15 protein-coding genes and 1 pseudogene are annotated in these 20,129 nt (G+C 71.1%); 9 read left to right on the top strand and 7 right to left on the bottom strand.

What is annotated here, in order from left to right:
• Positions 1–63: 63 nt before the first annotated feature.
• Positions 64–1,206: an RNA-guided endonuclease IscB gene (gene iscB / locus AC061S_RS33685; RefSeq protein ID WP_478689673.1), complete on the bottom strand. Its 1,143-nt coding sequence runs from the start codon at positions 1,204–1,206 to the stop codon at positions 64–66.
• Positions 1,207–1,410: 204 nt separating this feature from the next.
• Positions 1,411–2,340, bottom strand: a complete 930-nt coding sequence (locus AC061S_RS33690) for a hypothetical protein (protein WP_478689688.1) — start codon at positions 2,338–2,340, stop codon at positions 1,411–1,413.
• A gap of 305 nt (positions 2,341–2,645) precedes the next feature.
• On the opposite strand from AC061S_RS33690, the gene AC061S_RS33695 reads away from it, so the two are divergent.
• Complete coding sequence (locus AC061S_RS33695) at positions 2,646–4,391, top strand: chitinase (RefSeq protein WP_478689674.1); 1,746 nt, start codon at positions 2,646–2,648, stop codon at positions 4,389–4,391.
• A gap of 110 nt (positions 4,392–4,501) precedes the next feature.
• Positions 4,502–5,839, top strand: a complete 1,338-nt coding sequence (locus AC061S_RS33700; RefSeq protein WP_478689675.1) for a M14 family metallopeptidase — start codon at positions 4,502–4,504, stop codon at positions 5,837–5,839.
• A 64-nt stretch (positions 5,840–5,903) separates the two neighbouring features.
• Here AC061S_RS33700 and AC061S_RS33705 read toward each other — a convergent pair whose 3' ends face one another.
• The 4 genes from AC061S_RS33705 to AC061S_RS33720 all read right to left on the bottom strand — a co-directional run bounded on the left by AC061S_RS33705 (position 5,904) and on the right by AC061S_RS33720 (position 11,381).
• Positions 5,904–7,727, bottom strand: coding sequence for a serine/threonine-protein kinase (locus tag AC061S_RS33705; protein ID WP_478689676.1), 1,824 nt, complete (start codon positions 7,725–7,727; stop codon positions 5,904–5,906).
• 132 nt (positions 7,728–7,859) lie between these two features.
• Positions 7,860–8,270, bottom strand: a complete 411-nt coding sequence (locus tag AC061S_RS33710; RefSeq protein WP_478689677.1) for a RidA family protein — start codon at positions 8,268–8,270, stop codon at positions 7,860–7,862.
• Positions 8,271–8,332: 62 nt separating this feature from the next.
• Complete coding sequence (locus tag AC061S_RS33715; RefSeq protein WP_478689678.1) at positions 8,333–10,432, bottom strand: zinc ribbon domain-containing protein; 2,100 nt, start codon at positions 10,430–10,432, stop codon at positions 8,333–8,335.
• 196 nt (positions 10,433–10,628) lie between these two features.
• The gene (locus AC061S_RS33720) at positions 10,629–11,381 is read right to left on the bottom strand and encodes an IclR family transcriptional regulator (RefSeq protein ID WP_478689679.1); all 753 of its coding nucleotides are present in this window, start codon (positions 11,379–11,381) and stop codon (positions 10,629–10,631) included.
• 218 nt (positions 11,382–11,599) lie between these two features.
• Here AC061S_RS33720 and AC061S_RS33725 point away from each other — a divergent pair, with 218 nt between their 5' ends.
• The 6 genes from AC061S_RS33725 to AC061S_RS33750 all read left to right on the top strand — a co-directional run bounded on the left by AC061S_RS33725 (position 11,600) and on the right by AC061S_RS33750 (position 17,740).
• Entirely contained in the window at positions 11,600–12,877 is a 1,278-nt protein-coding gene (locus AC061S_RS33725) for an amino acid deaminase (RefSeq protein ID WP_478689680.1), read from the top strand.
• 4 nt (positions 12,878–12,881) lie between these two features.
• Complete coding sequence (locus tag AC061S_RS33730) at positions 12,882–14,453, top strand: N-acyl-D-amino-acid deacylase family protein (protein WP_478689681.1); 1,572 nt, start codon at positions 12,882–12,884, stop codon at positions 14,451–14,453.
• Positions 14,454–14,475: 22 nt separating this feature from the next.
• Positions 14,476–15,507, top strand: a complete 1,032-nt coding sequence (locus tag AC061S_RS33735; protein WP_478689682.1) for a YdcF family protein — start codon at positions 14,476–14,478, stop codon at positions 15,505–15,507.
• Between the two features lie 100 nt (positions 15,508–15,607).
• Positions 15,608–15,793 carry a hypothetical protein gene (locus tag AC061S_RS33740; protein WP_243340661.1) on the top strand — a complete coding sequence of 62 codons (186 nt, stop codon included), beginning with the start codon at positions 15,608–15,610 and terminating at the stop codon, positions 15,791–15,793.
• Positions 15,794–15,923: 130 nt separating this feature from the next.
• The gene (locus AC061S_RS33745; RefSeq protein WP_478689683.1) at positions 15,924–16,433 is read left to right on the top strand and encodes a nitroreductase/quinone reductase family protein; all 510 of its coding nucleotides are present in this window, start codon (positions 15,924–15,926) and stop codon (positions 16,431–16,433) included.
• Between the two features lie 53 nt (positions 16,434–16,486).
• Positions 16,487–17,740 carry an MFS transporter gene (locus tag AC061S_RS33750; RefSeq protein ID WP_478689684.1) on the top strand — a complete coding sequence of 418 codons (1,254 nt, stop codon included), beginning with the start codon at positions 16,487–16,489 and terminating at the stop codon, positions 17,738–17,740.
• A 287-nt stretch (positions 17,741–18,027) separates the two neighbouring features.
• Here AC061S_RS33750 and AC061S_RS33755 read toward each other — a convergent pair whose 3' ends face one another.
• Positions 18,028–19,308, bottom strand: coding sequence for an RNA-guided endonuclease InsQ/TnpB family protein (locus tag AC061S_RS33755; protein ID WP_478689685.1), 1,281 nt, complete (start codon positions 19,306–19,308; stop codon positions 18,028–18,030).
• A gap of 23 nt (positions 19,309–19,331) precedes the next feature.
• Between AC061S_RS33755 and AC061S_RS33760 the strand changes: the two are divergent.
• Positions 19,332–19,421, top strand: a pseudogene (locus AC061S_RS33760) (IS200/IS605 family transposase); the annotation flags it as partial.
• Positions 19,422–20,129 lie beyond the last annotated feature (708 nt).

Genomic DNA, 20,129 nt, shown 5'->3' on the forward strand with positions numbered 1-20,129 from the left:
GGAAACGAATCCTTGGCTCGGGGGTGCGGAGCGCCGGAGGTCTCTTCGGTCTGCCAGAGACGGTCAGGTGGTGTCGGTGGGACCTTCGGGTCGGATGGTGTAGGCGTAGCCGTCGGCTCGTTGGAGGAGTCGGACGTGTTTGTGTCCGATGCCCTGGACGAGGCCGTGTGCGGTTTTGATGTTGAAACTGCCGGTGGCACGGACGGCGATCCGCCCGATGTGGGCACCGGCCTTCTTGCCTACGCACAGGGCATCGAGGGTGTGGGTCTTCGGGGTGCCGGTCCGCTGCCGGTTCCATTTGGTGCGGCCACCGGATGCCGTGTGCACCGAGGGGAAGGCGGCATCGAGGGAACGCCACAGAGCCCAGCAGGTGGCGTTGACGGCCGCCGCGTCGCGGAGCGGGGCCTTGGCCTGGGCGAGAATCCGAGCCAACACGCGCGGGGACTTCCTGAGGAACTCTTCGACGAGCTGGTTGGACTTCTTCTCATTGCACGGGATGCAGGCGGTGCACAGGTTGGATATGCGGTCGCTGCCGCCCCGTGAGCGGGGGTGGATGTGGTCGATGTTGAGCGGCACTCCGGTGGCGCCGCAGTAGGCGCAGGCCCTGTTCCACTTGGCGAGGAGGTATTGGCGGGCTTCTGTGCCGTGCAGGGTGCCGTGCTGGTATTCGGCCCCTTCGAGGGCGGCACCGTGGGACATGGCGTGGGTGTCGAACGCGACCCGCTCCACGTGCACCGCGCGGACGGGTGCCCAGCGTGCGAGCCGCGGGGTCCACGACATCGTGGTGTCCACGCGGTGCCGCAGCGACGGGGCCAGCCAGCCCTTGGGGCGGGTGCGGTGAGAGAAGCGGGGTGCCCGGTGGCGCAGGTTGCGGGTGCGCCTGCCACGCCGGTAGGCGGCACGAGCCGTGAGCTTGTCCCGGATCACCCCGCCCCGGTGGGCTGGTTCGACCGCGTACAGGCCACGGCGCTCACCAGACTTCGCGGTGAACACAGCGATCCCGGTGTGTTTGGAGCCGGGATCGATTCCGAGTTCCACGCCGTCCACCTGGGATTCAGAGACCGTGCGGTCCTTGAGCCGGATGACGAACGGGGTGTGCCGGGCCACGACGGCCCGGCCCTGGCCGAGGAGCTTGCGCGCCCTTGCCGGGCTGGTCCGCCCGGCGTCAGGTGAACCGTCGGGCATCTCCCCTCGCACATGTTCCACGCCGGTTACCGCACGAGTGCGGTGTTCGAGTCCCGTTTCGTCCCCGATCCGGGGGATGTCTGCTGACTCGAATTCCAGAGCAGCCCGCTGAGGAAGCACGGACTGGTGGGTCTTCTCGCCTACGTGGAACGTAGCCAACTTCATTCACCTCCAAATATGCGCTGTTGGCTTGTGAAAGCCCCCTCCTTCAGGAGGGGGATCCCGTTACCGGAGTCTGGATCTGGATCTGGGGCGGAGCTGGGTCGCGGATGCGGAGGCGGATGCCGTCGGCGGGGGCGGCTGCGGTGCGAGGAGCGGGGCGGCGCAGAAGCCGCAGCGGTCGCCGATGAGTTCGAAGCCGCACCAGCGGCACTCCTCGCGGCGGACCGAGGCGACGAGCTGGTAGAGCACCGAGGGGTCCGGGATGGCGGCCGCGAACTCCACCAGCTTCGGTGTGGCCCACCAGGCGGCCGAGTCGGCGGGCAGCGGGTTCTCCATGACGCCCTGGACCCGCCAGGCGGGGGCCAGGTCGGTGGCCACCCAGTCGGTGGCGAGTTGGCCGCGGGCGAAGGTGAGGTGGGTGGCGAAGTCGGGGCCCGGGGGGAGCGTGGCGCCGCCGCCGTGGGTTCCGCCGGAGCCCGAGCCCAGTTTGACCAGGTGCGGGACCGGGTTGGCCAGTACGGCGAACTGGGCGTTCGGGGACCAGGACTTGGCGTGCGCCTTCAGCCCGACCGGCACCCGGTCCAGCTTGGCGACCGAGCCGAGCAGCGCGCCGGCGTAGATGTAGTGCGCCAGGAGGCGGGCGGCGGAGGCGAGGACTCCGGGGCTGAAGTCGCAGACGCTGAGCTGGCGGAGCTGACGTGCCAGCAGGGCCGTTCCCAGCGGCGGGAGATCGACGTCGACGAGGGCGATCCGGTCGGTCTCCAGGATGGCCCGGACGGTGTGCAGGCGGCGGACGGCGGAGGTGCGCAGCCAGGCCGGTACGAGGACCACCAGGTGGCCGTGGCGCTCCAGCAGGCCGGCCGTCTGGGCGAGCGCGGCCTCCAGGTCGAGCTCCTCGGGCGGCGGCAGCACGGCGGCGGCCGGGGTGTGCCGGTCCGGGGCGGGCAGCACCAGATCGGCGCTGGTGACAGCAATGGCGATCGGCACGCGCATCCCCCCGTTCACCCGGTCATCCACGGGCGTTCCCCTGGTCGTCGTGCGTGCGCGCGTGCTGCGCGACCGCAAACGATCAACACCCTTCCCCCTTGCCCCAGCACCATATCCACGTCCTTCCTGACAGGGCAGGGCCTTGCGTATTCCCGTGCCACCGGCACGTGTCACGGAGGGCGGGAAAATCCGGACAACAAGGATCGGAAGACGACGGGCGGGTCGATCAGTTCAAGCCATATTGCAAACACTCTTGACATGGACATTGGACTAGACCAACTTGGCCTCGGGGCACCCCACTTGCCCCAGACATGCCTATGACGCGTCCTCACCTCCCCACTCCCCCCACCGGAGCCCACGTGAACCGCATACGCTCCCTCGCCATCCCGCTCGCCGTGACCCTCGCCGCCGCCGGGCTCACCGCCCTGGCCACCGGCACCGCCCAGGCCGCCGACGTCAACGTCGTCCGCAACGGCGGCTTCGAGTCCGGCCTCGCCAACTGGACGTGCACCTCCGGCAGCGGCGCCGTCGTCTCCTCCCCCGTCTTCGCGGGGGCCGGCGCCCTCAAGGCCACCCCGGCGGGCCAGGACAACGCCCGGTGCAGCCAGGTCGTCACCGTCAAGCCGAGCTCGACGTACGCGCTGAGCCAGCAGGTCAACGGCTCGTACGTGTACCTCGGCGCGACCGGGACCGGCACCCAGGACGTCTCCACCTGGACCCCCGGCACCGGCGGCGGCTTCCAGAAGCTGTCCACCACCTTCACCACCGGCCCGAACACCACCCAGGTCACCGTCTATACCCACGGGTGGTACGGCCAGCCGGGCTTCGTGGTCGACGAGTTCAGCGTCTTCGGCCCCGACGGCGGAGGCGGCACCGACCCCGCGCCTACCATCCCCGGCGCCCCGGCCGGCAGCGCCGTTTCCGGCCAGAGCTCCAGCGGGCTCACCCTTTCGTGGAACACGGTCACCGGAGCCGCCGGCTATTACGTGTATCAGGACGGCGTCCGCGTCCAGACCGTGACCTCGGGCACCTCCGCGCAGATCACCGGGCTCGCCGCGTCGACCTCGTACTCCTTCCAGGTGAGCGCGTACAACGCGGCCGGCGAGGGCACGAAGGGCGCCGCGGTCACCGGCACCACCACCAGCGGCGGGGGCGGCAACCCGAACCCGGCGGTGCCCAAGCACGCGCTGACGGGCTACTGGCAGAACTTCAACAACGGCGCGACCGTCCAGAAGCTCTCCGACGTCTCGGCGCAGTACGACATCATCGCCGTCTCCTTCGCCGACGCCACGGCCGCGCCCGGCGGCATCACCTTCAACCTCGACTCGGCCGGCCTCGGCGGCTACACGGTTCCCCAGTTCAAGGCGGACATCGCCGCGAAGAAGGCGGCCGGCAAGTCCGTCATCCTCTCCATCGGCGGCGAGAAGGGCACCATCTCGGTCAACGACTCGGCGTCCGCGACCAACCTCGCGAACTCCGCGTACGCGCTGATGCAGGAGTACGGCTTCACCGGGATCGACATCGACCTGGAGAACGGCCTGAACCCGACCTACATGACCCAGGCGCTGCGCGCGCTGTCGGCGAAGGCCGGACCCTCGATGGTCCTCACCATGGCCCCGCAGACCATCGACATGCAGTCGACCCAGGGCGGCTACTTCAAGACGGCGCTCGCCGTGAAGGACATCCTGACCGTCGTGAACATGCAGTACTACAACAGCGGCTCGATGAACGGCTGCGACGGCAACGTGTACCACCAGGGCTCGGTGGACTTCCTCACCGCGCTGGCCTGCATCCAGCTGGAGGGCGGGCTCGACCCCTCGCAGGTGGGCATCGGGGTCCCGGCCTCCCCCAGCGGCGCGGGCAGCGGCTACGTCTCGCCGGCCATCGTGAACAACGCGCTGGACTGCCTGACCAGGGGCACGAGCTGCGGAACCTTCAAGCCGTCGAAGACCTACCCGGGACTGCGCGGCGCGATGACCTGGTCGACCAACTGGGACGCCAAGGCGGGTAGCGCTTGGTCCAACGCGGTGGGTCCGAAGGTCCACGGCCTGCCGTAGCAGGTAGGTGTGTGGGGATGGCTGGTTTGAGGTTCTTGACCCGGACATGCCACGAGAGCACGCTGTGCGCGTCCGCACGGCTACCCCCACACTCCCACCCAGGAGAACGCATGCGGCTCCACCACCGCCGAAGGGCCGCCATCACGGCGGCCCTTCTCGCGCTCGCGCTCGGCGCACCCGCCTACGGCATGAGCGCGACGGCAGCCCCGCCGCCCACCCCGTCGACCGCCACCCAGGACGAGTCGATCGTCCAGTACGAGATCCAGGGCCCGTCCACCGCGGTCGAACGCACCGCCCTGCTCCGTACCGGCGTCTCCATCGACGAGGTGGACGCCCGCTCGGTCGTCGTCAGCGCCGACACGATGCAGGCCAAGAAGCTGCGCACACTCGGCTACGAGCTGACCGCGCTGCCCGGACCGCCGGACCGCTCCGACGGGCGCGACATCGCCGCCGGGATCAACGACTTCCCGTCGAAGGACGCGCTCTACCACAACTACGCCGAGGCGAGCGCGGAGATCGACCAGCGCGTCGCCCAGTACCCCTCGATCATCAGCAAGCGGGTCATCGGAAAGTCCTACCAGGGCCGGGACCTCGTCGCGATCAAGATCAGCGACAACGTCGCGACCGACGAGGCCGAGCCCGAGGTGCTCTTCACCGCGCACCAGCACGCCCGCGAGCACCTGACCGTCGAGATGGCGCTGTACCTGCTCAAGGAGTTCGGCTCCAAGTACGGGACGGACGCCCGGGTCACCAACATGGTCAACGGCCGCGAGATCTGGATCATCCCCGACCTCAACCCGGACGGCGGCGAGTACGACATCGCCTCCGGCTCGTACCGCTCCTGGCGCAAGAACCGGCAGCCGAACGCCGGCTCCTCCTACGTCGGCACGGACGAGAACCGCAACTGGAACTACAAGTGGGGCTGCTGCGGCGGCTCCAGCAGCAGCAAGAGCTCCGAGACCTACCGGGGCCCGGCCGCCGAGTCGACGCCCGAGGTGAAGGCGGTCTCGGACTTCGTGCGCAGCCGCGTGATCGGCGGCAAGCAGCAGATCACGGCCGCCATCGACTTCCACACGTACAGCGAGCTGGTGCTGTGGCCGTACGGGTGGACGTACAACGACACGGCGCCCGGACTGACCGCCGACGACCTGGCCGTGTTCAAGAAGATCGGCACCAGCATGGCGGCCAGCAACGGCTACACGCCGGAGCAGTCGAGCGACCTGTACATCACGGACGGGACGATCGACGACTGGCTGTGGGGCGACCAGAAGATCTTCGGCTACACCTTCGAGATGTACCCGGCCAGCTCGGGCGGCGGCGGCTTCTACCCGCCGGACGAGGTCATCGAACGCGAGACGGCGCTCAACAAGGACGCGGTGCTGCAGCTCCTGGAGAACGCGGACTGCATGTACCGGTCGATCGGCAAGCAGGCGCAGTACTGCCCGTAGCGCTGGTCGTCGCGTGAGCCGGGGGCGCCCCACCGCCAGGGGGGCGCCCCCTCCTCCATGTCGCTCAGTCCTTCGCCGCGTCCTGGGCGTTGCGCCAGACCGTGAGGTCGACGGTGACGTACCGGGTCGACTCCTTGGCGCCCGTCCTGCCGCGGAAGGTCACCACCGCGATGTGCCCGGCCTTGCTCAGCACGCAGACCTGCGACCCGTCCGTGAGCTCGTCGAGGCCGAGCCTCTCGGTGAAGCGCGTCACCGTGCGGCAGGTCTCCAGGGAGCCCTTCTCGGAGTTGTTCAGCAGGACGAGCTTGCCGTTGTCGGTGCCGAACTTCTCGTCCCCGAACAGGGTGTCCCGGTAGTAGAAGAGGTCCCCCTTTCCGTAGAGCACGCCGCTCTTGGTCTCTGCGGGGCGCGGCGGATTGTCGGCGAACAGCACCTGGTGGTTCTCGGGCATCTCGATGCGCTGGTACGAGACCGGCTGCGGGTCGGCGCGCTTCTGGGTCCCGCCCGGCGAGGCGCTCGCGCTCGCCGTGCCGCCCCCGCTGCCAGGTGACCCGGCCGCACCGTTCTTCTTGGAGTCGTCCGGCAGCAGGTTCCCGATGACGGCGAGCCCGATGACCGCGCCCACGACGGACAGCGTGACGATCAGCCCGGTCCGCTTGGGGCGGGTCGGCGCGGGCGGGTACGCGGGCTGCCCCCACCCGGGCTGCGCGTACGTGGGCTGCGGGTACCCGGGCTGCTGGTGCGGAGGCTGCGCGTACGGCGGCGGCGTCCCGTAGCCGGGCTGCGCCGGTCCGGGCTGCGCCGGTCCGGGGTGCGCCGGAGCGGCGTGCGTCGGGGCGGAGGCCAGGCCGGTGGGCGTGTACCCGGGCGCGGCGGCGGGGGCCGGGGGCGCGCTCGGGGCCGGCGGCTGCGGGGCGAGTTCCGTGGGAGTCGGAGCCGCCGCGGCCGCCTTCGGCGGCGGGGTGGGGGCCGGGGCGGGCAGCAGCTGCACCCGCTCGGTGATGGAACCGGCGATCGCGCGCGGCAGCCAGTCCTCCCCCTGGCGCAGCGGCTCGGTGCCCGCGGCTTCGTTGCACAGCGCGATGACCTCGGTCAGCGCGGGCCGGTCGGCCGGGTCGCGGCTGAGGCAACGGGTCACCACGGCCCGCAGCTCCTCGGGCAGCCCGCCGAGGTCGGGGTCCTCGTGCACGATCCGGTAGAGCACCGCGTGCGAGGGCCCGTCCCCGTAGACGGAGGACCCGGTCGCGGCGAAGGCGGCGATCTGGCCGAGCGCGAAGACGTCGGTGGCCGGGGTGACCGTGCCCGCCGAGGCCTGCTCGGGCGCCATGAACGCCGGGGTGCCGATGCTGACGCCCGTACTGGTCAGGGCGGTGCTGTCGGCGGCGCGGGCGATGCCGAAGTCGATGACGCGCGGGCCGTCGGAGGCGAGGAGGACGTTGGCGGGCTTCAGGTCGCGGTGGACGATGCCCGCGCCGTGGATCACGGTCAGGGCCTCCGCGACCCCGACGGCCAGCAGCAGCACGCTGCGCGGCGGCAGCGCGCCGTGGTGGGCCACGGCGTGCGCGAGCGAGGGGCCGGGCACGTAGGCGGTGGCCAGCCAGGGCTGGGAGCCCTCGGTGTCGGAGTCGATGACCGGAGCGGTGTAGAGGCCCTGGACCCGCTCCGCGGACCGCACCTCCTGCTGGAAGCGCCGCCGGAACTCGGGGTCCTCGCTGAACTCGGACCGGATCACCTTGATGGCGATGGGCCGGCCGCCCGGCGTGTACGAGAGGTACACCTTGCCCATGCCGCCCGCGCCGAGCACCGCCGCGAGCCGGTAGCCGCCCACGACCTCCGGGTCGTCCGCCTTGAGCGGTTGGAAGATGCCTGGCGAAGGTGCGCTGCTCATGAGGATCCATCCCTGCTGGCGGCGTTCCCCGGCCCCCGCCGACGCCCCGAAGTCATCCGTGAGCGTACCCAATGCGCGGTCGGCCACCGGACCCGGACCGCGGTGCCGGCGGCGGGAGTTGGGGTACGGCTGCTAGCCGAGCACCGCGAGGGCGTCGATCTCGATCAGCAGGTCGCCGGGGAGGCCCACGTACACGGTGGTGCGGGCGGAGGGAGCCTCCTTCAGGTTCTGCTCCTCGAAGTAGGCGTTGTAGATCTCGTTCATCTCTTCGAAGTGCGAGGTGTCGGTGAGGTAGACCCGCAGCATCATCACGTCGTCCCAGGTGGCGCCGCCCGCCTCCAGGACGGAGCGGACGTTCTCCAGCGTCTGGAGGGTCTGCTCGCGCAGGGTGGGGCCGGCCGGCGTGGGCTCCTGCCCGTCCACGTGCGGGAGGAAGCCGACCTGGCCGGCGACCTGGAGGATGTTGCCCTTGCGGACGCCGTGCGAGAACTTCGCGGGCGGGTCGGTGTGGGTGGCGGGGGTGATCGCGGTCTTGTCGGTCATGGCTGCCTGTCTTCCTGGACGGGGCCCGAGCGTCTCGGGAACTCTGTGTGTGCCTAAGGGTTTCAGGCTTTTCGGGCGCGGCGCGACCGTTTGCTGTCACCTGTCTGGGGTCCGAACCTCGCGGGGAGATGGTGGACCTGGGTGGCGTGCATGTGGTGGAAGCCGGTCCGCTCGGCGGCGCTGGCGCGTCGTCGACAGGTTCCGCGTGAGAGCCGCAGTCGACCGGCTGGAAGGTGGCCTTCTGGCAGGTCGGGTGCGGGTACTCCATGACCTGACACTGGCCTGTTGGGGGCTGGTGTCTGGTTGTCATGCCCCGCCGGACGCTGTACCGACCCCGTGGGGGTGGTGGCGGGGACCGTACGCACATCGGGCATACGGCGGGAAGTCTTAAGGCCCGGAGCCTGTTCGGCTGCGCGCCGGGCCCCTCGGCCCAGAGGAACGGCCGGCCTGCAGGGAGTGGGACGCCCCTTGCCGAGGATGGTCTTGGTCCCGTGCGGCCGGGGCAGGGCATCGTCCGAGCGGCGCTCTCGGCGCATGCGGCGGGTGGTCTTCTCCGGGCGGCGCACACCGCGCACCTTGCCGTCGACGGTGGTGCGGATGGTCCGGATCCCGCTGGCGCGTTCGGTTGTGGTGTGGGCCTGGGCGAGCAGGCCGCGGGAGACGATCCGGCGGGCGGCGGCGTGGTCGCGATCCATGGACAGGCCACAGCCGGTGCAGTACGCCCACTTCCAGCCGCGCTCGCGCAGGCGGTCAGGGGCCGGGTGGTGGGCGAGTGCGCCCAAGCAGCCGGGGCACTGGGCGGAGGTGCCGCGAGCTGGGACGGTGACGACCGCGATCCGGGCCTTCGCACCCAGATGCCTGATCGCTTCGGCGATGGTGCCGCGTACCTGCCCTGACAGGCGGGCGTTGCCTTTGCGGTGGCCGCGCGCCTCCAAAGTGGTGAGGTCTTCGAGGTAGATGACGGTGGCGCCGAGCGCGAGCGCTTGGTCGACGGCCCAGCAGGCCGCCGACCACGCCAGGGCGGCGTTGAGGTGGCGGATACGGGCGCACACCCGCTGGTGCTCGGTCTCCAGCACCGCTGCCCGTTTCAGGAGTTCGCCCCAGGCCGGGCGCGGGGAGTCGAGGCCGTCCGCAAGCTGCTGGTAGCGGTCGCGTCGGGTGGCGAGGTGTTCTCGATGGGTGCGCAGCCGGTGGAGTTTCGCGCTGATCGCGGTGGCGTCGAAGATCAGGGGGCGGCCGTCGGTGATCACCCGTTGTACCTCGTCTCGCCCAGACAGACGGCCGGCCACGCCGGTGAGGAGGGTGTTGACGCCCCAGTCGAAACCCAGCGCTACCCGGTGCCCACTCGCCTTCGTGGCCGGGACGGGCCGCGAGTGTGGCAGGTCCACGGCGATCCGGCCTGGGTGGGTGGGACGCAACGTGGGGGTGTGCAAGACCGCGTCGGCCTCGACGGTGCCCGGAAGCCGGATGTCGATCACATGCCAGGCCCACTGACGCCCCGAGGCCGGGGTGGCGCACAGTGGGAGCTTGACTCGCAACCGGGCCGTCGTACCGTCCACCCGCACCAGGGTGACCTGCTGGCAGTCCATCGCCGCCAGCAACACCAGCGCCGCGACCTCGGGCGGGTCCTCCAGCTCGCACAGTCCGGCCGGCAGCAGCCCGTGCTCGCGGAGATACTCCCGCACCTGGCGGGTGCGGTTACGGATCTCCGCACCACTCACCCCCGCAGGCAACGCGGCCCGCAACGCCTTCCACTCCGCCTCGGTGCGCCTATGAGGATCACCAGGCCAGGTCGCCAGGACCGCCGCCACAACGGTACGCCGGTGCAAGGCCAGGCGCAGCGTGCGCGCCGCGTATTCCTCGGCCGATCGCCGCACCCGGTCCGAGACATATACCCCCGCCACCGGGGCCACGGTCTTCGGCCAGCCCAGGCGACGCAACGCCATCCAGCCCTTGGACGGCAACTCCGTACCCCGCCCATCCACCCCGGCGGCCAGCACATCCAGCGAGGCCTCGTCCCACCGGGAGGCAACCAACTGCCCGGTCAGGCCCTGGCACAGCCCGGCGAGGAAGGACACCCGCTCGTGCAGCAGCCGCTGACCGACCCGCTCACCACTGCCCTCGACCACACCGCCAAAGGCGGTACACGTCGCCGTCGCCATCAACCGCGCCATACTCACCACCCCTCCACGGCCCCGAACCAGACACATCCCCATATCCGATCGACCTAACGACCGACCATCACACAAGGGCACGCAATCCGTCACGACCATCACGTGATCACAGGAAGGGGCACAGGATCGGCTACAGGTTCATACGGGCTCCGCGATGCGACATCCACGCGGATCCTTGAGCAAGTCACCCAACAGTTGAAGAGCCTGAGTACTCGCGGCCGATGGCGTCGGCGGTCTGCCGTACGAGCGGGAGGAGTTCGAGGAGCCCCACGACGGAGAGGACCACGCCGGGGGCGGAGACGGACATCGCGGCGACCACGCGGCCGTCGGGTCCGCGCACGGGGGCGGCGAGGCAGTTCAGGGACTCCTCGTGGCCGCCGATGTCCGTGGCCCACCCCTGGGCGCGCACGAGGTCCAGCTCGCGCAGGTACGCGGCGGCGTCGGGGGTGGAGCGGGAGGTGTAGGCCGGGTACTCGATGCGCGCTGCCAGGGCCCGGCGCTCCGCCTCCGGCAGGTCGGCGATCAGCAGCTTCGCGACGGCGGCGACGGTGAGGGGGACGGGCCGGCCGATGCGCGAGTACATCCGTACCGCATAGCGGCTGTCCACCTTGTCCACGTAGACGACCTCGTCGTCCTGGTGCAGGGCGAGGTGCACGGTGTGACCGGTGATCCGGTTCAGCTCCAGCAGGTGCGGATGCGCGATCTCGCGGACGTCGAGGTTCTCGATGGACTCGGAGGCCAGGGCGAAGAGGGAGGCGCCGAGCCGGTAGCGGCCGTCGCCCTGCCGGTACACGAAGCCGTGCTCCTGGAGGGTCCGCAGCAGCCGCAGGGCCGTGCTCTTGTGCACGTCGAGCACCTCGGCGACCTCGCCGAGCCCGGCCGGGCCCTTGGCCAGCGCGGGCAGGATCCGCAGCGCCCGCTCCACCGACTGGCTCACGCCGTGTCCCTTCGTATGGCTCCGGCTCCGCCGGGCAGATTCAGCCTCGCCGGCGTTTGAGGCGCGGGGTCTGGGGCGGAGCCCCAGGAACCCCGGCTCCGCCGGGCCCCCCGACCCCGTTGACCTGCCGTCACCCCGGATGTTAGACAGCATGCAGCGTGCTACGCAACGGATGTTGCAGCACACGCAACGACCGCAACCCCCGGGAGGCACACAGCATGCCCAGCGACCCCGTCCAGGCCCTCGCCCAGGAACCGGTGGACCACCGGTTCAAGGGGCTCCCCCCGGACGCCGGGCAGGCGGGCCTCACCGTCGGGGAGCTGACCGCCCAGCGGCGCAACCTGCACACGGGCGGGTTCACCACGCCCGTGCTCACGCTCGACGCCGAGGCGCTGAGCCACAACCTCGCCGCCCTCGGCGGCTACGCCGAGCGCCACGGCCTCGCCTTCGCCCCGCACGGCAAGACCTGCATGGCCCCGCAGCTGTTCCGGCGCCAGCTCGACCACGGGGCCTGGGGCATCACCGCCGCCGTGCCCCACCAGGCCCGCGTCTACCGGGCGTTCGGCATCCAGCGCATCTTCCTCGCCAACGAGCTCGTCGACGCCGCCGCCCTGCGCTGGGTGGCCGCGGAGCTCGCCGCGGACCCCGCCTTCCGGTTCGTCTGCTACGTGGACTCCGTGCGCGGGGTCCAGCTCATGGACCGGGCCCTGGCGGGGCAGCCGCAGCGCGTCGACGTGGTCGTCGAGCTCGGCGCCGGGGAAGGCGCCCGCACGGGGGCCCGTACGGACGAGGACTGCCGGGCCGTCGCCGACGCGGTGGCGGGGACCGACACCCTGCGCCTGGTCGGCATCGCCGGGTACGAGGCGGAGGTGCCCGGCGCCGACCCGGACTCCGTGCACGCCTACCTGCGCCGGCTGACCGGCCTGGCAGCCGAGTTCGACAAGGCGGGGCGGTTCGAGGGGGTCGGGGAGATCGTCGTCAGCGCGGGCGGCTCCGCCTGGTTCGACGCCGTCGCCGACGTGTTCGCCGAGCTGCCGGAGCTCTCGCGGCCGGTCCTGAAGCTGCTGCGCTCCGGCGCGTACGTCTCCCACGACCACGGCTGGTACACCCGGCTCACCCCCTTCAACCGGGTCCCCGAAGAGGGCGGCCTGCGCCCCGCCTTCCGGCTCTGGGCGCAGGTGGTCTCCCGCCCCTCCCCCACCCAGGCGTTCGTCAACGCCGGCAAGCGGGACATCGCGTACGACCTGGGGCTGCCCGAGGCGGAGCTCGTGCGCGATCCCCTCACCGGCGCCGAGCGGCCGGCCACGGGGATCCGCGTCCTCAAGCTGTCCGACCAGCACGCCTGGCTGGAAACGGACTCCGCCGAGGACGTGCAGGTCGGCGACTGGGTGGCGCTGGGGATGTCCCACCCGTGCACGATCTTCGAGAAGTGGCCGCTGATCCCGGTGGTGGAGGCCGACGGCACGGTCACGGAGTACGTCCGGACGTTCTTCTAAGCCCATGGACCTGGTCATCCGCGGGGCCCGCGTCGTCGACGGCACGGGCGGGCCCTCCTACCCGGCCGACGTCGGGATCCACGAGGGCCGCATCGTCGAGGTGGGCCGCATCGCGGGCGGCGGGCGGCACACGCTCGACGCCCACGGCCTCGCCCTGGCCCCCGGCTTCATCGACATGCACGCCCACAGCGACCTCGCCCTGCTGCGCGATCCGGACCACAGTGCGAAGGCCGCCCAGGGCGTGACCCTCGAAGTCCTGGGCCAGGACGGCCTGTCCTACGCCCCCGTCGACGACCGCACGCTGGCCGAGGTGCGGGCCGCCATCGCCGGCTGGAACGGCACGGGCGAGGACATCGACTTCGACTGGCGCACGGTCGGCGGGTACCTGGACCGGCTGGACGCGCAGGGCATCGCCGTCAACGCCGCCTATCTCGTCCCGCAGGGCACCGTCCGCGCGCACGTGGTGGGCTGGGGCGACCGCCCCGCCACCGCGGCGGAGCTCGACCGGATGCGGGCCCTGGTCGCCGAGGGGCTCGCGCAGGGCGCCGTCGGCATGTCCTCCGGGCTCACCTACACCCCGGGCATGTACGCGTCGGGCGCCGAACTGACAGAGCTGTGCCGGGTGGTGGCGGAGTACGGCGGCTACTACTGCCCGCACCACCGCTCGTACGGCCGCGGCGCCCTGGCCGCCTACGCCGAGATGGTCGAGCTGACCCGCGAGGCCGGCTGCGCGCTGCACCTGGCGCACGCCACGATGAACTTCGGGGAGAACGAGGGCCGGGCGGGCGAGCTGCTCGCCCTGCTCGACGGGGCGCTGGCCGGCGGCGCCGACATCACCCTCGACAGCTATCCGTACACCCCCGGCTGCACCACCCTGGTCGCCCTGCTGCCCGGTTGGGCGAACGAGGGCGGACCCGAGGCGGTCCTCGCCCGCCTCGGCGACGACGCCGAGGCCGAGCGGATCCGGTACGCGCTGGAGGTGGAGGGGGCCGACGGCTGCCACGGGGTCCCGGTCGACTGGTCGACGATCGAGATCGCCGGGACCACGGATCCGGCCTACGGGGCGTACGTCGGCACGCGCCTCCCCGACTGGGACACGGCCCGGGCGCTACTGCTGGGCGACCGGCTCGGGCCGAGCATCCTGCAGCACGTCGGGCACGAGGAGAACGTACGGGCGATCATGCGCCACCCGGTCCACACGGGCGGCTCGGACGGCATCCTGCAGGGCGCGAAACCGCATCCGCGGGCCTACGGCACCTTCCCGCACTACCTCGGGCACTACGTGCGCGAGCTGGGCGTCCTCTCCCTGGAGGAGTGCGTGGCCCACCTCTCCGGCCGCCCCGCCGCCCGGCTGCGGCTGCCGGACCGGGGGCTGGTGCGCGTCGGGCACCGGGCCGACCTCGTCCTCTTCGATCCGCTGAGGGTCGCCGCCGGATCGACGTACGAGCGCCCGCGCGCGCTGCCGGCCGGAATCCCGCACGTTCTGATCGACGGGCGTTTCACCGTCCGGGACGGGCGCAGGACGGACGTCCTCGCCGGGCGGGCCGTCCGTCGCACGCCGCACGGCGGCCGCTGATCCGTCATATTCCACACTTACGATGAACGGCATGTACGCCTTCGGCGCCTTCTTCGTACCCGCCGCCCTCTTCCTCTTCCTCTTCGGCGTGAGCGTGCGGGAGGACCGCCGGCGCTTCCGCAACGCGGTCTACCTGGGCCTCACGTTCATCTTCGCCTCGGTCGGGCTGCTGTCGCAGGTCACGCGCCTGCCGTCCGGCCTGGCCCAGATCGTGGTCGCGGTGGTCTTCCTGGTGCCCGCGATCGGCACGATCGCACTCGGCGGCTTCCTGATCGGCAACGGCCTGACGATGGTCCGCAAGGAGGGCCGGCGGCCGGGCAACCTGCTGTCCCTGGCGGCGGGCGTGGCGATCTTCCTCCTCATCGCGTTCGTGTTCGTGACGGCCACCACCGGACCGCCCGTCCTGGACGCCGTCATGGTCGGGGTGGTCCTCCTCGCCGCGTACGTCTCCTTCCTCTTCCTCTGCTTCCTGGCCTACGCCTACCTCTACGGGCGGATCAAGGTGCGCGGGGACGTGGACTACGTGGTGATGCTCGGCTCCGGCCTGATCGGCGGCGACCGGGTCCCGCCCCTGCTGGCCTCGCGGCTGCGCAAGGGGCAGGCGATCCACGACGCCCAGATCGCGCGCGGCGGACGGGCGCCGCTGCTGCTGACCTCGGGCGGCAAGGGCACGGACGAGAAGGTCGCGGAGGCGCGGGCGATGGCGGACTGGCTGATGGCGGAGGGCGGCGTGCCGCGGGAGCACCTGCGGCTGGAGGACCGGTCCCGCACGACGGAGGAGAACCTCCTGTTCAGCCGGACCATCATGGAGGCGGAGGACCCCACCTACCGCTGTGTGGTGGTCACCAACAACTTCCACGCGTTCCGCGCCGCGATGATGGCCCGCAAGGCCGGGGTCAACGGGCAGGTGCTCGGCTCGCCGACGGCGAAGTACTTCTGGCCGAGCGCGACGATCCGGGAGTTCGTGGCGGTGTTCTGGGAGCACAAGGTCGCCAACCTCAGCATCTGCGGCGCCGTCGTCGCCCTGACCGCGGCACTGGCGCTGGCGGTCTGACCCCCGGGCGGAACGGGGCGGGGGCCCCGGTCCCGCCAAGGTGCGTTCTTGGGGGCCCGGCCGGAGGATGGGGGCCAGGGGGACACAGCAGGAGGTAGCGATGGACAGTGAATCGGACCAGCAGCCCCAGCGCCCCGCCCACCTCTACACGGGGTCGGAGCACCCCTTCGACCCCGAGGACCTCGTGATGGCGCGCGGCCAGGACGTGACTCCGGAGCGGGTCGAGAAGGCACGCAAGCTGATCGAGAAGGAGGGCGCGAGGGCGCTCGAACGCTACCTCCCTTAGGTGGGCCCGAGCGGGCGGACCGGGCTCCCCGGTCCGCCCCGAGGTGCGCGGCGGCCGCTGCGCATCCAGAATCGGTGGATGCTCGTTAGCCCGCGCGGGGGCCGATTCCGAAGGGACGACAACGATGCCGATGCGCACGACGCAGAAGACCGGCACCACCCACTCCCACGCGCCCGCGACCGTGCCCGTGCGGGGTGACGCGACCGTCGACTGGGACCACCCGGCCGACCCGCCGGCCGGGCAGCTCTCCACGCACGTGCGCGCCTACGTGGACAGTTCCGGCGCCGACGGGCACCTGTGGCACGGCGTCCCGACGCTGCTCCTGACCACCCTCGACCGGTTCTCCGGCCGGCCCGTGCGCACCCCGCTGATCTACGCGAAGGACGACGGCCGCCACATCGTGCTGGCCACCGCGGCCGACGGCACGCCCGGGGTCCCCTCCTGGTACCGCAACCTCACCGCCCACCCCGAGGTCCGCCTCCAGGTCGGCGCCCTGACCGCGCAGGCCCGCGCCCGCACGGCGACTCCGGCGGAGCGGGAGACGTACTGGGAGGCCGTGACCGCCCTGTGGCCCGCCTACGAGGACCACCAGTCGGCGGCCGCCCCCCGCGAGATCCCGCTCGTCATCATCGAGCGCTGACCTGCGGGCGGGGTGTGACCGGCGGGGTGTGATCAAATCTCCGGATGCTCCGGATGATCACACGCCCCGACAAGGGCCACAGCGGCACCGCGCGTCTCTGGACGGCGAGCGCGCTGTCCTCGGGGTCGACCTGGGTCATGCAGATCAGCCTGTTCATCCAGGTGCTGCAGGACTCCTCCCCCGCCACGCTGGCAGCCGTGGAGCTCATCGGGACCGTGCCCGCGCTGGCGTTCATGATGGTGGCCGGCACCCTCGCGGACCGGTTCGACGTGCGGCGCCTGGCCGTCGGCTCGATGGTCGCGCAGGCCGTCTGCGTCCTCGGCATGGCGCTCTTCCTCGACCACGGCATCTGGATCACCGCCGCGTTCTACGGGCTCCAGGGCCTCGGCAACACCCTCTGGCCGCCGGCCCGCCAGCAGTGGCTGTACGGGGTGGTCGCACCGGAGTCCAGGCCCGCCGCCAACGCCCGGCTGGGCGCCGTCTCGGGAACCATGACCGTTGTCGGTGCCTCGCTCGGCGGTGCGCTGGCCGGCTGGAGCCCCGTCGGCGCGATGGCCGTCGCGTGCGCACTGCAGGTGCTGGCCGTCGTACCGCTGCTGGCGCAGGCCCGGCGGCCGATGCCGTACGCGGTGTCGGGGGTGCCGGGGGTGTCGGCCCGTGAACCGATGCGCAAGGAGCTGACCGCGGGTCTCCGGGTGCTGCGCGATCTGCCGCTGGCGCGCTCCGTCGTCTGGATCGGCATCGCCTGGGGCTGCATCGGCGGGGCGTACGACATCCTGCTCGCCGCCTACGCCACGGGCCATCTGGGCGGTGGTGGTGCGGTGTTGGGCTCGCTGTACGTGGCGGACGGGGTCGCCGTCATCCTCGGCACGGTACTGGCCGCACGGATCGCGGTCCGCCGCCACCTGGCGGCGTACACCGCGGCCTACGTGTTCCAGGGGCTGGCCTGGGGGGCCTTCTTCCTCGCGGGACATCCGGTCCTGGCCGTGGCACTGCTGGGCGTGATGCGCCTGGCCAGTGGCGTCATCATCGCCCTGGACACCACCGTCCTGCTGGCCACCGTCCCCGCGGCCGTGCGCGGGCGGGTCTCCAGCCTCCACATGACCACGTACGGCGCGATGGCCCGCGTCTCCCTGGCCCTCTTCGGCGGCCTCCTCACCGTCTGCGACGTCCGCACCGTCGGAGTCTGCACCGGCGCCGCCTCGGTGATCCTCGGCACCCTCTGGTGGTGCCTCCGGGACCGCGAGGCCCAGCGCACCTACCCCACGGCGGTGACCGAGCGCGAACCGGCCACCGCTGCCGCCTAGGACGCGGAGGGCGCGGAGGGCGCGGAGGGCGCGGAGGACCAGCCCTGGCGGCGAAGGCTTTCGAAGCCGTCCAGGAGGAGGTCCAGGGCGAACTCGAACTCGAACTGGTCGTCGCAGCCGCCGCCGACCGTGGAGGATCCGCCCGCGGACCACGGGCTGCCAGTCGGGGCCCGCGGCCGGCGGGTCGATCTCGCCGACGACGGCGTCGGTCATGCCGTCGAGCAGCTCCTCCTTGTTGGCCACGTGCTTTTGAAGTGCTCTCCCGGCTGGAGCCGGGAGATTCCTGCTTACCTTGCGGTAGCGGGCTTGACGCGCTTGGCGCGCCTGACGACTGCCCTTCCGGCAGCCGGGATGAGCGCGAGGCCCATCCGGTAGAGGTGCAAGACGTTGCAGGCTGCGTTGTGGTCAGCGTTGCCCGACCAGCCGCAGCCCGGGTTCTTGCACACGAACACGGCCTGGGACTCCCGGCTTCCGGGAGTGGTCAAGCCGCACGCGGAGCAGCGCAGGCTGGTGCCGGGGGCGGGGACCTTGAACAGGGAGCCGCCGTGCTGCACGGTCTTGTACGTCAGCATGGTGACCGTGCGGCCCCACGCCTCCCCACTGATGGAGCGGTTCAGCCCGGATTTCTGGGCGACGTTCTTCCCCGGCTCCTCGATGGTTCCCTTGGCCGACTTGACCATGTTCGTGATGGTGAGTGCTTCGACCACGACAGTGCCGTAGGTGCGGGCGATGGCGGTGGTCGTCTGATGTTGCCAGTCCAGGGCCCGGCGCTTGGCTTTCGCGCGGAGTCCAGCGATCTGGTCGTAGGTGTGGTGCAGCCGGCGGCTGGTGCGCTCGCCGGACTTGCGGTGGCGCTTGCGCTGCGCGGCGCGCTGCTCCAGACGCAGGAGCTTGGCCTTCTCTCGATCGGTCAGCCACTCGCCGTGCTCGTAGGTTTCGCCATCGGAGAGAGCGATGGGGACGGTGACACCCACGTCGATGCCGACGTCCGGACCCTGGTGGCGGTCGGGCTTGGCCTCCAGGGCCTGGACGCGGAAGGCGATGTGCCAGCCCAGCGCGTCCTTGACCAGCCGGGCCCCGGTGATCCGGTTCTCCCCGTCGGCATGCTTGCCGACAGGCAGGTCCTTGGTCCACCGGAAGCGGACCCGGCCCACCTTGGGGATATTGGCCATCCCCCAGCGGCGGTGCACCCGGGTGATGTTCAGGTCCCGGCCCTGCGGAATGTCCACGGACATCACCGAACGAAACCGCCCCTTGAAATTGGGCGCGTCGGCGCGGCCGTCCCAGCAGTTCTTCCACGCCTGGAAATACGTCTTCAACACCGCTTGCGCGGCCTGGGCCGGAAGGACAGCGAGAAAGTCGATGTCCTCGCGGGCCTGCCGGATCGCAGCATCCGCATTCGCCAGAGTCCGCTTATCCTTCGGCATCATCCGCCACCATGCGTGCAGACAGTTCCACATCGTGCGGGCCGCGTGCGCCTGGCCATCAGTCTTCAATACCCCGGCAGGCGGCAGCGAGAGCCGGGCACGGTGCCCGAACTGCCGCTTGACCAGGGTTTCTTGAATCACAATCGGGAATTTAGCATTGGTTTATGTCACCGCGCTGGAACCATTATTCTGATGTCAGAAGCGGTCGCCATGTTGTCTACAACCTGCACGTTCACTTGGTTTTACTCACCAAGTAGAGGCGGAAAGCGTTCACCGACACCATGCCGACCCGCACCGAAGAGATCATGCGGGAGGACTTCGCTTCGCCGGATCATGCGGCGGGCAGCCCTGCCCGATGTCAAGCAGTACATCGAGAACCAGCACCGCCCCCTCTTACCGTCACCACACAAGCGCAGAGCCCTCCGGCGCGCCGCGCCTCCGACCCAAGGACGACCTTCAACCCTCCCTGAAGGGCGGAGCACTGGTCAAGATCATAGGTAGAGGGCCATCGGTACTGCGTCCAGCTCCTGCCCGAGCCGGCGCGTGCTGAGCGCGTCGCGCCTCGGCCGTCGCCGTGATGCTCGGCGCCTACGCGCAGCTATCCGTGGCGGGATCGGCCGCCGCATTCCCGGTCTTCACCTGGGAGCTGAGCCTGGCCGGCTGGCTGATCGCCAGGGGGTTCGGACCCGGCCCAGGCGCCGCACCCCGGGCAGACAGAGAACCGGCTGATCCGGCGGATCTCCGCCGGTGAGGCCGACCCGAGCTTGACGGCGATGCCGCCCGGGGCGACGGGTCCGGCAATACGGCTGACCAGAACGTCCGGGTTTCCGGAGCACTACTGAACTTGATTGGGTGATGTCGGGTTGATCGTGGTCAGTCGTCCATGATCAGACCGGTTCCTGCGAGGCATCCGTCGACGAGGTGTGGTCGGTACTGGATCTGCTTGAGGCTTCGCTTCACGG

The sequence above is a fragment of the Streptomyces sp. CA189 genome, assembly GCF_056428985.1.

Bases quoted from the DNA above. Each gene is read 5' to 3' on its own strand.
- AC061S_RS33705 (WP_478689676.1), bottom strand. From the start codon at position 7,727: ATGAGCAGCGCACCTTCGCCAGGCATCTTCCAACCGCTCAAGGCGGAC.
- AC061S_RS33750 (WP_478689684.1), top strand. From the start codon at position 16,487: ATGATCACACGCCCCGACAAGGGCCACAGCGGCACCGCGCGTCTCTGG.
- AC061S_RS33735 (WP_478689682.1), top strand. From the start codon at position 14,476: ATGAACGGCATGTACGCCTTCGGCGCCTTCTTCGTACCCGCCGCCCTC.
- AC061S_RS33730 (WP_478689681.1), top strand. From the start codon at position 12,882: ATGGACCTGGTCATCCGCGGGGCCCGCGTCGTCGACGGCACGGGCGGG.
- AC061S_RS33745 (WP_478689683.1), top strand. From the start codon at position 15,924: ATGCGCACGACGCAGAAGACCGGCACCACCCACTCCCACGCGCCCGCG.
- AC061S_RS33725 (WP_478689680.1), top strand. From the start codon at position 11,600: ATGCCCAGCGACCCCGTCCAGGCCCTCGCCCAGGAACCGGTGGACCAC.
- AC061S_RS33700 (WP_478689675.1), top strand. From the start codon at position 4,502: ATGCGGCTCCACCACCGCCGAAGGGCCGCCATCACGGCGGCCCTTCTC.
- AC061S_RS33690 (WP_478689688.1), bottom strand. From the start codon at position 2,340: ATGCGCGTGCCGATCGCCATTGCTGTCACCAGCGCCGATCTGGTGCTG.
- AC061S_RS33740 (WP_243340661.1), top strand. From the start codon at position 15,608: ATGGACAGTGAATCGGACCAGCAGCCCCAGCGCCCCGCCCACCTCTAC.
- AC061S_RS33710 (WP_478689677.1), bottom strand. From the start codon at position 8,270: ATGACCGACAAGACCGCGATCACCCCCGCCACCCACACCGACCCGCCC.
- AC061S_RS33715 (WP_478689678.1), bottom strand. From the start codon at position 10,432: ATGGCGACGGCGACGTGTACCGCCTTTGGCGGTGTGGTCGAGGGCAGT.
- AC061S_RS33695 (WP_478689674.1), top strand. From the start codon at position 2,646: ATGCCTATGACGCGTCCTCACCTCCCCACTCCCCCCACCGGAGCCCAC.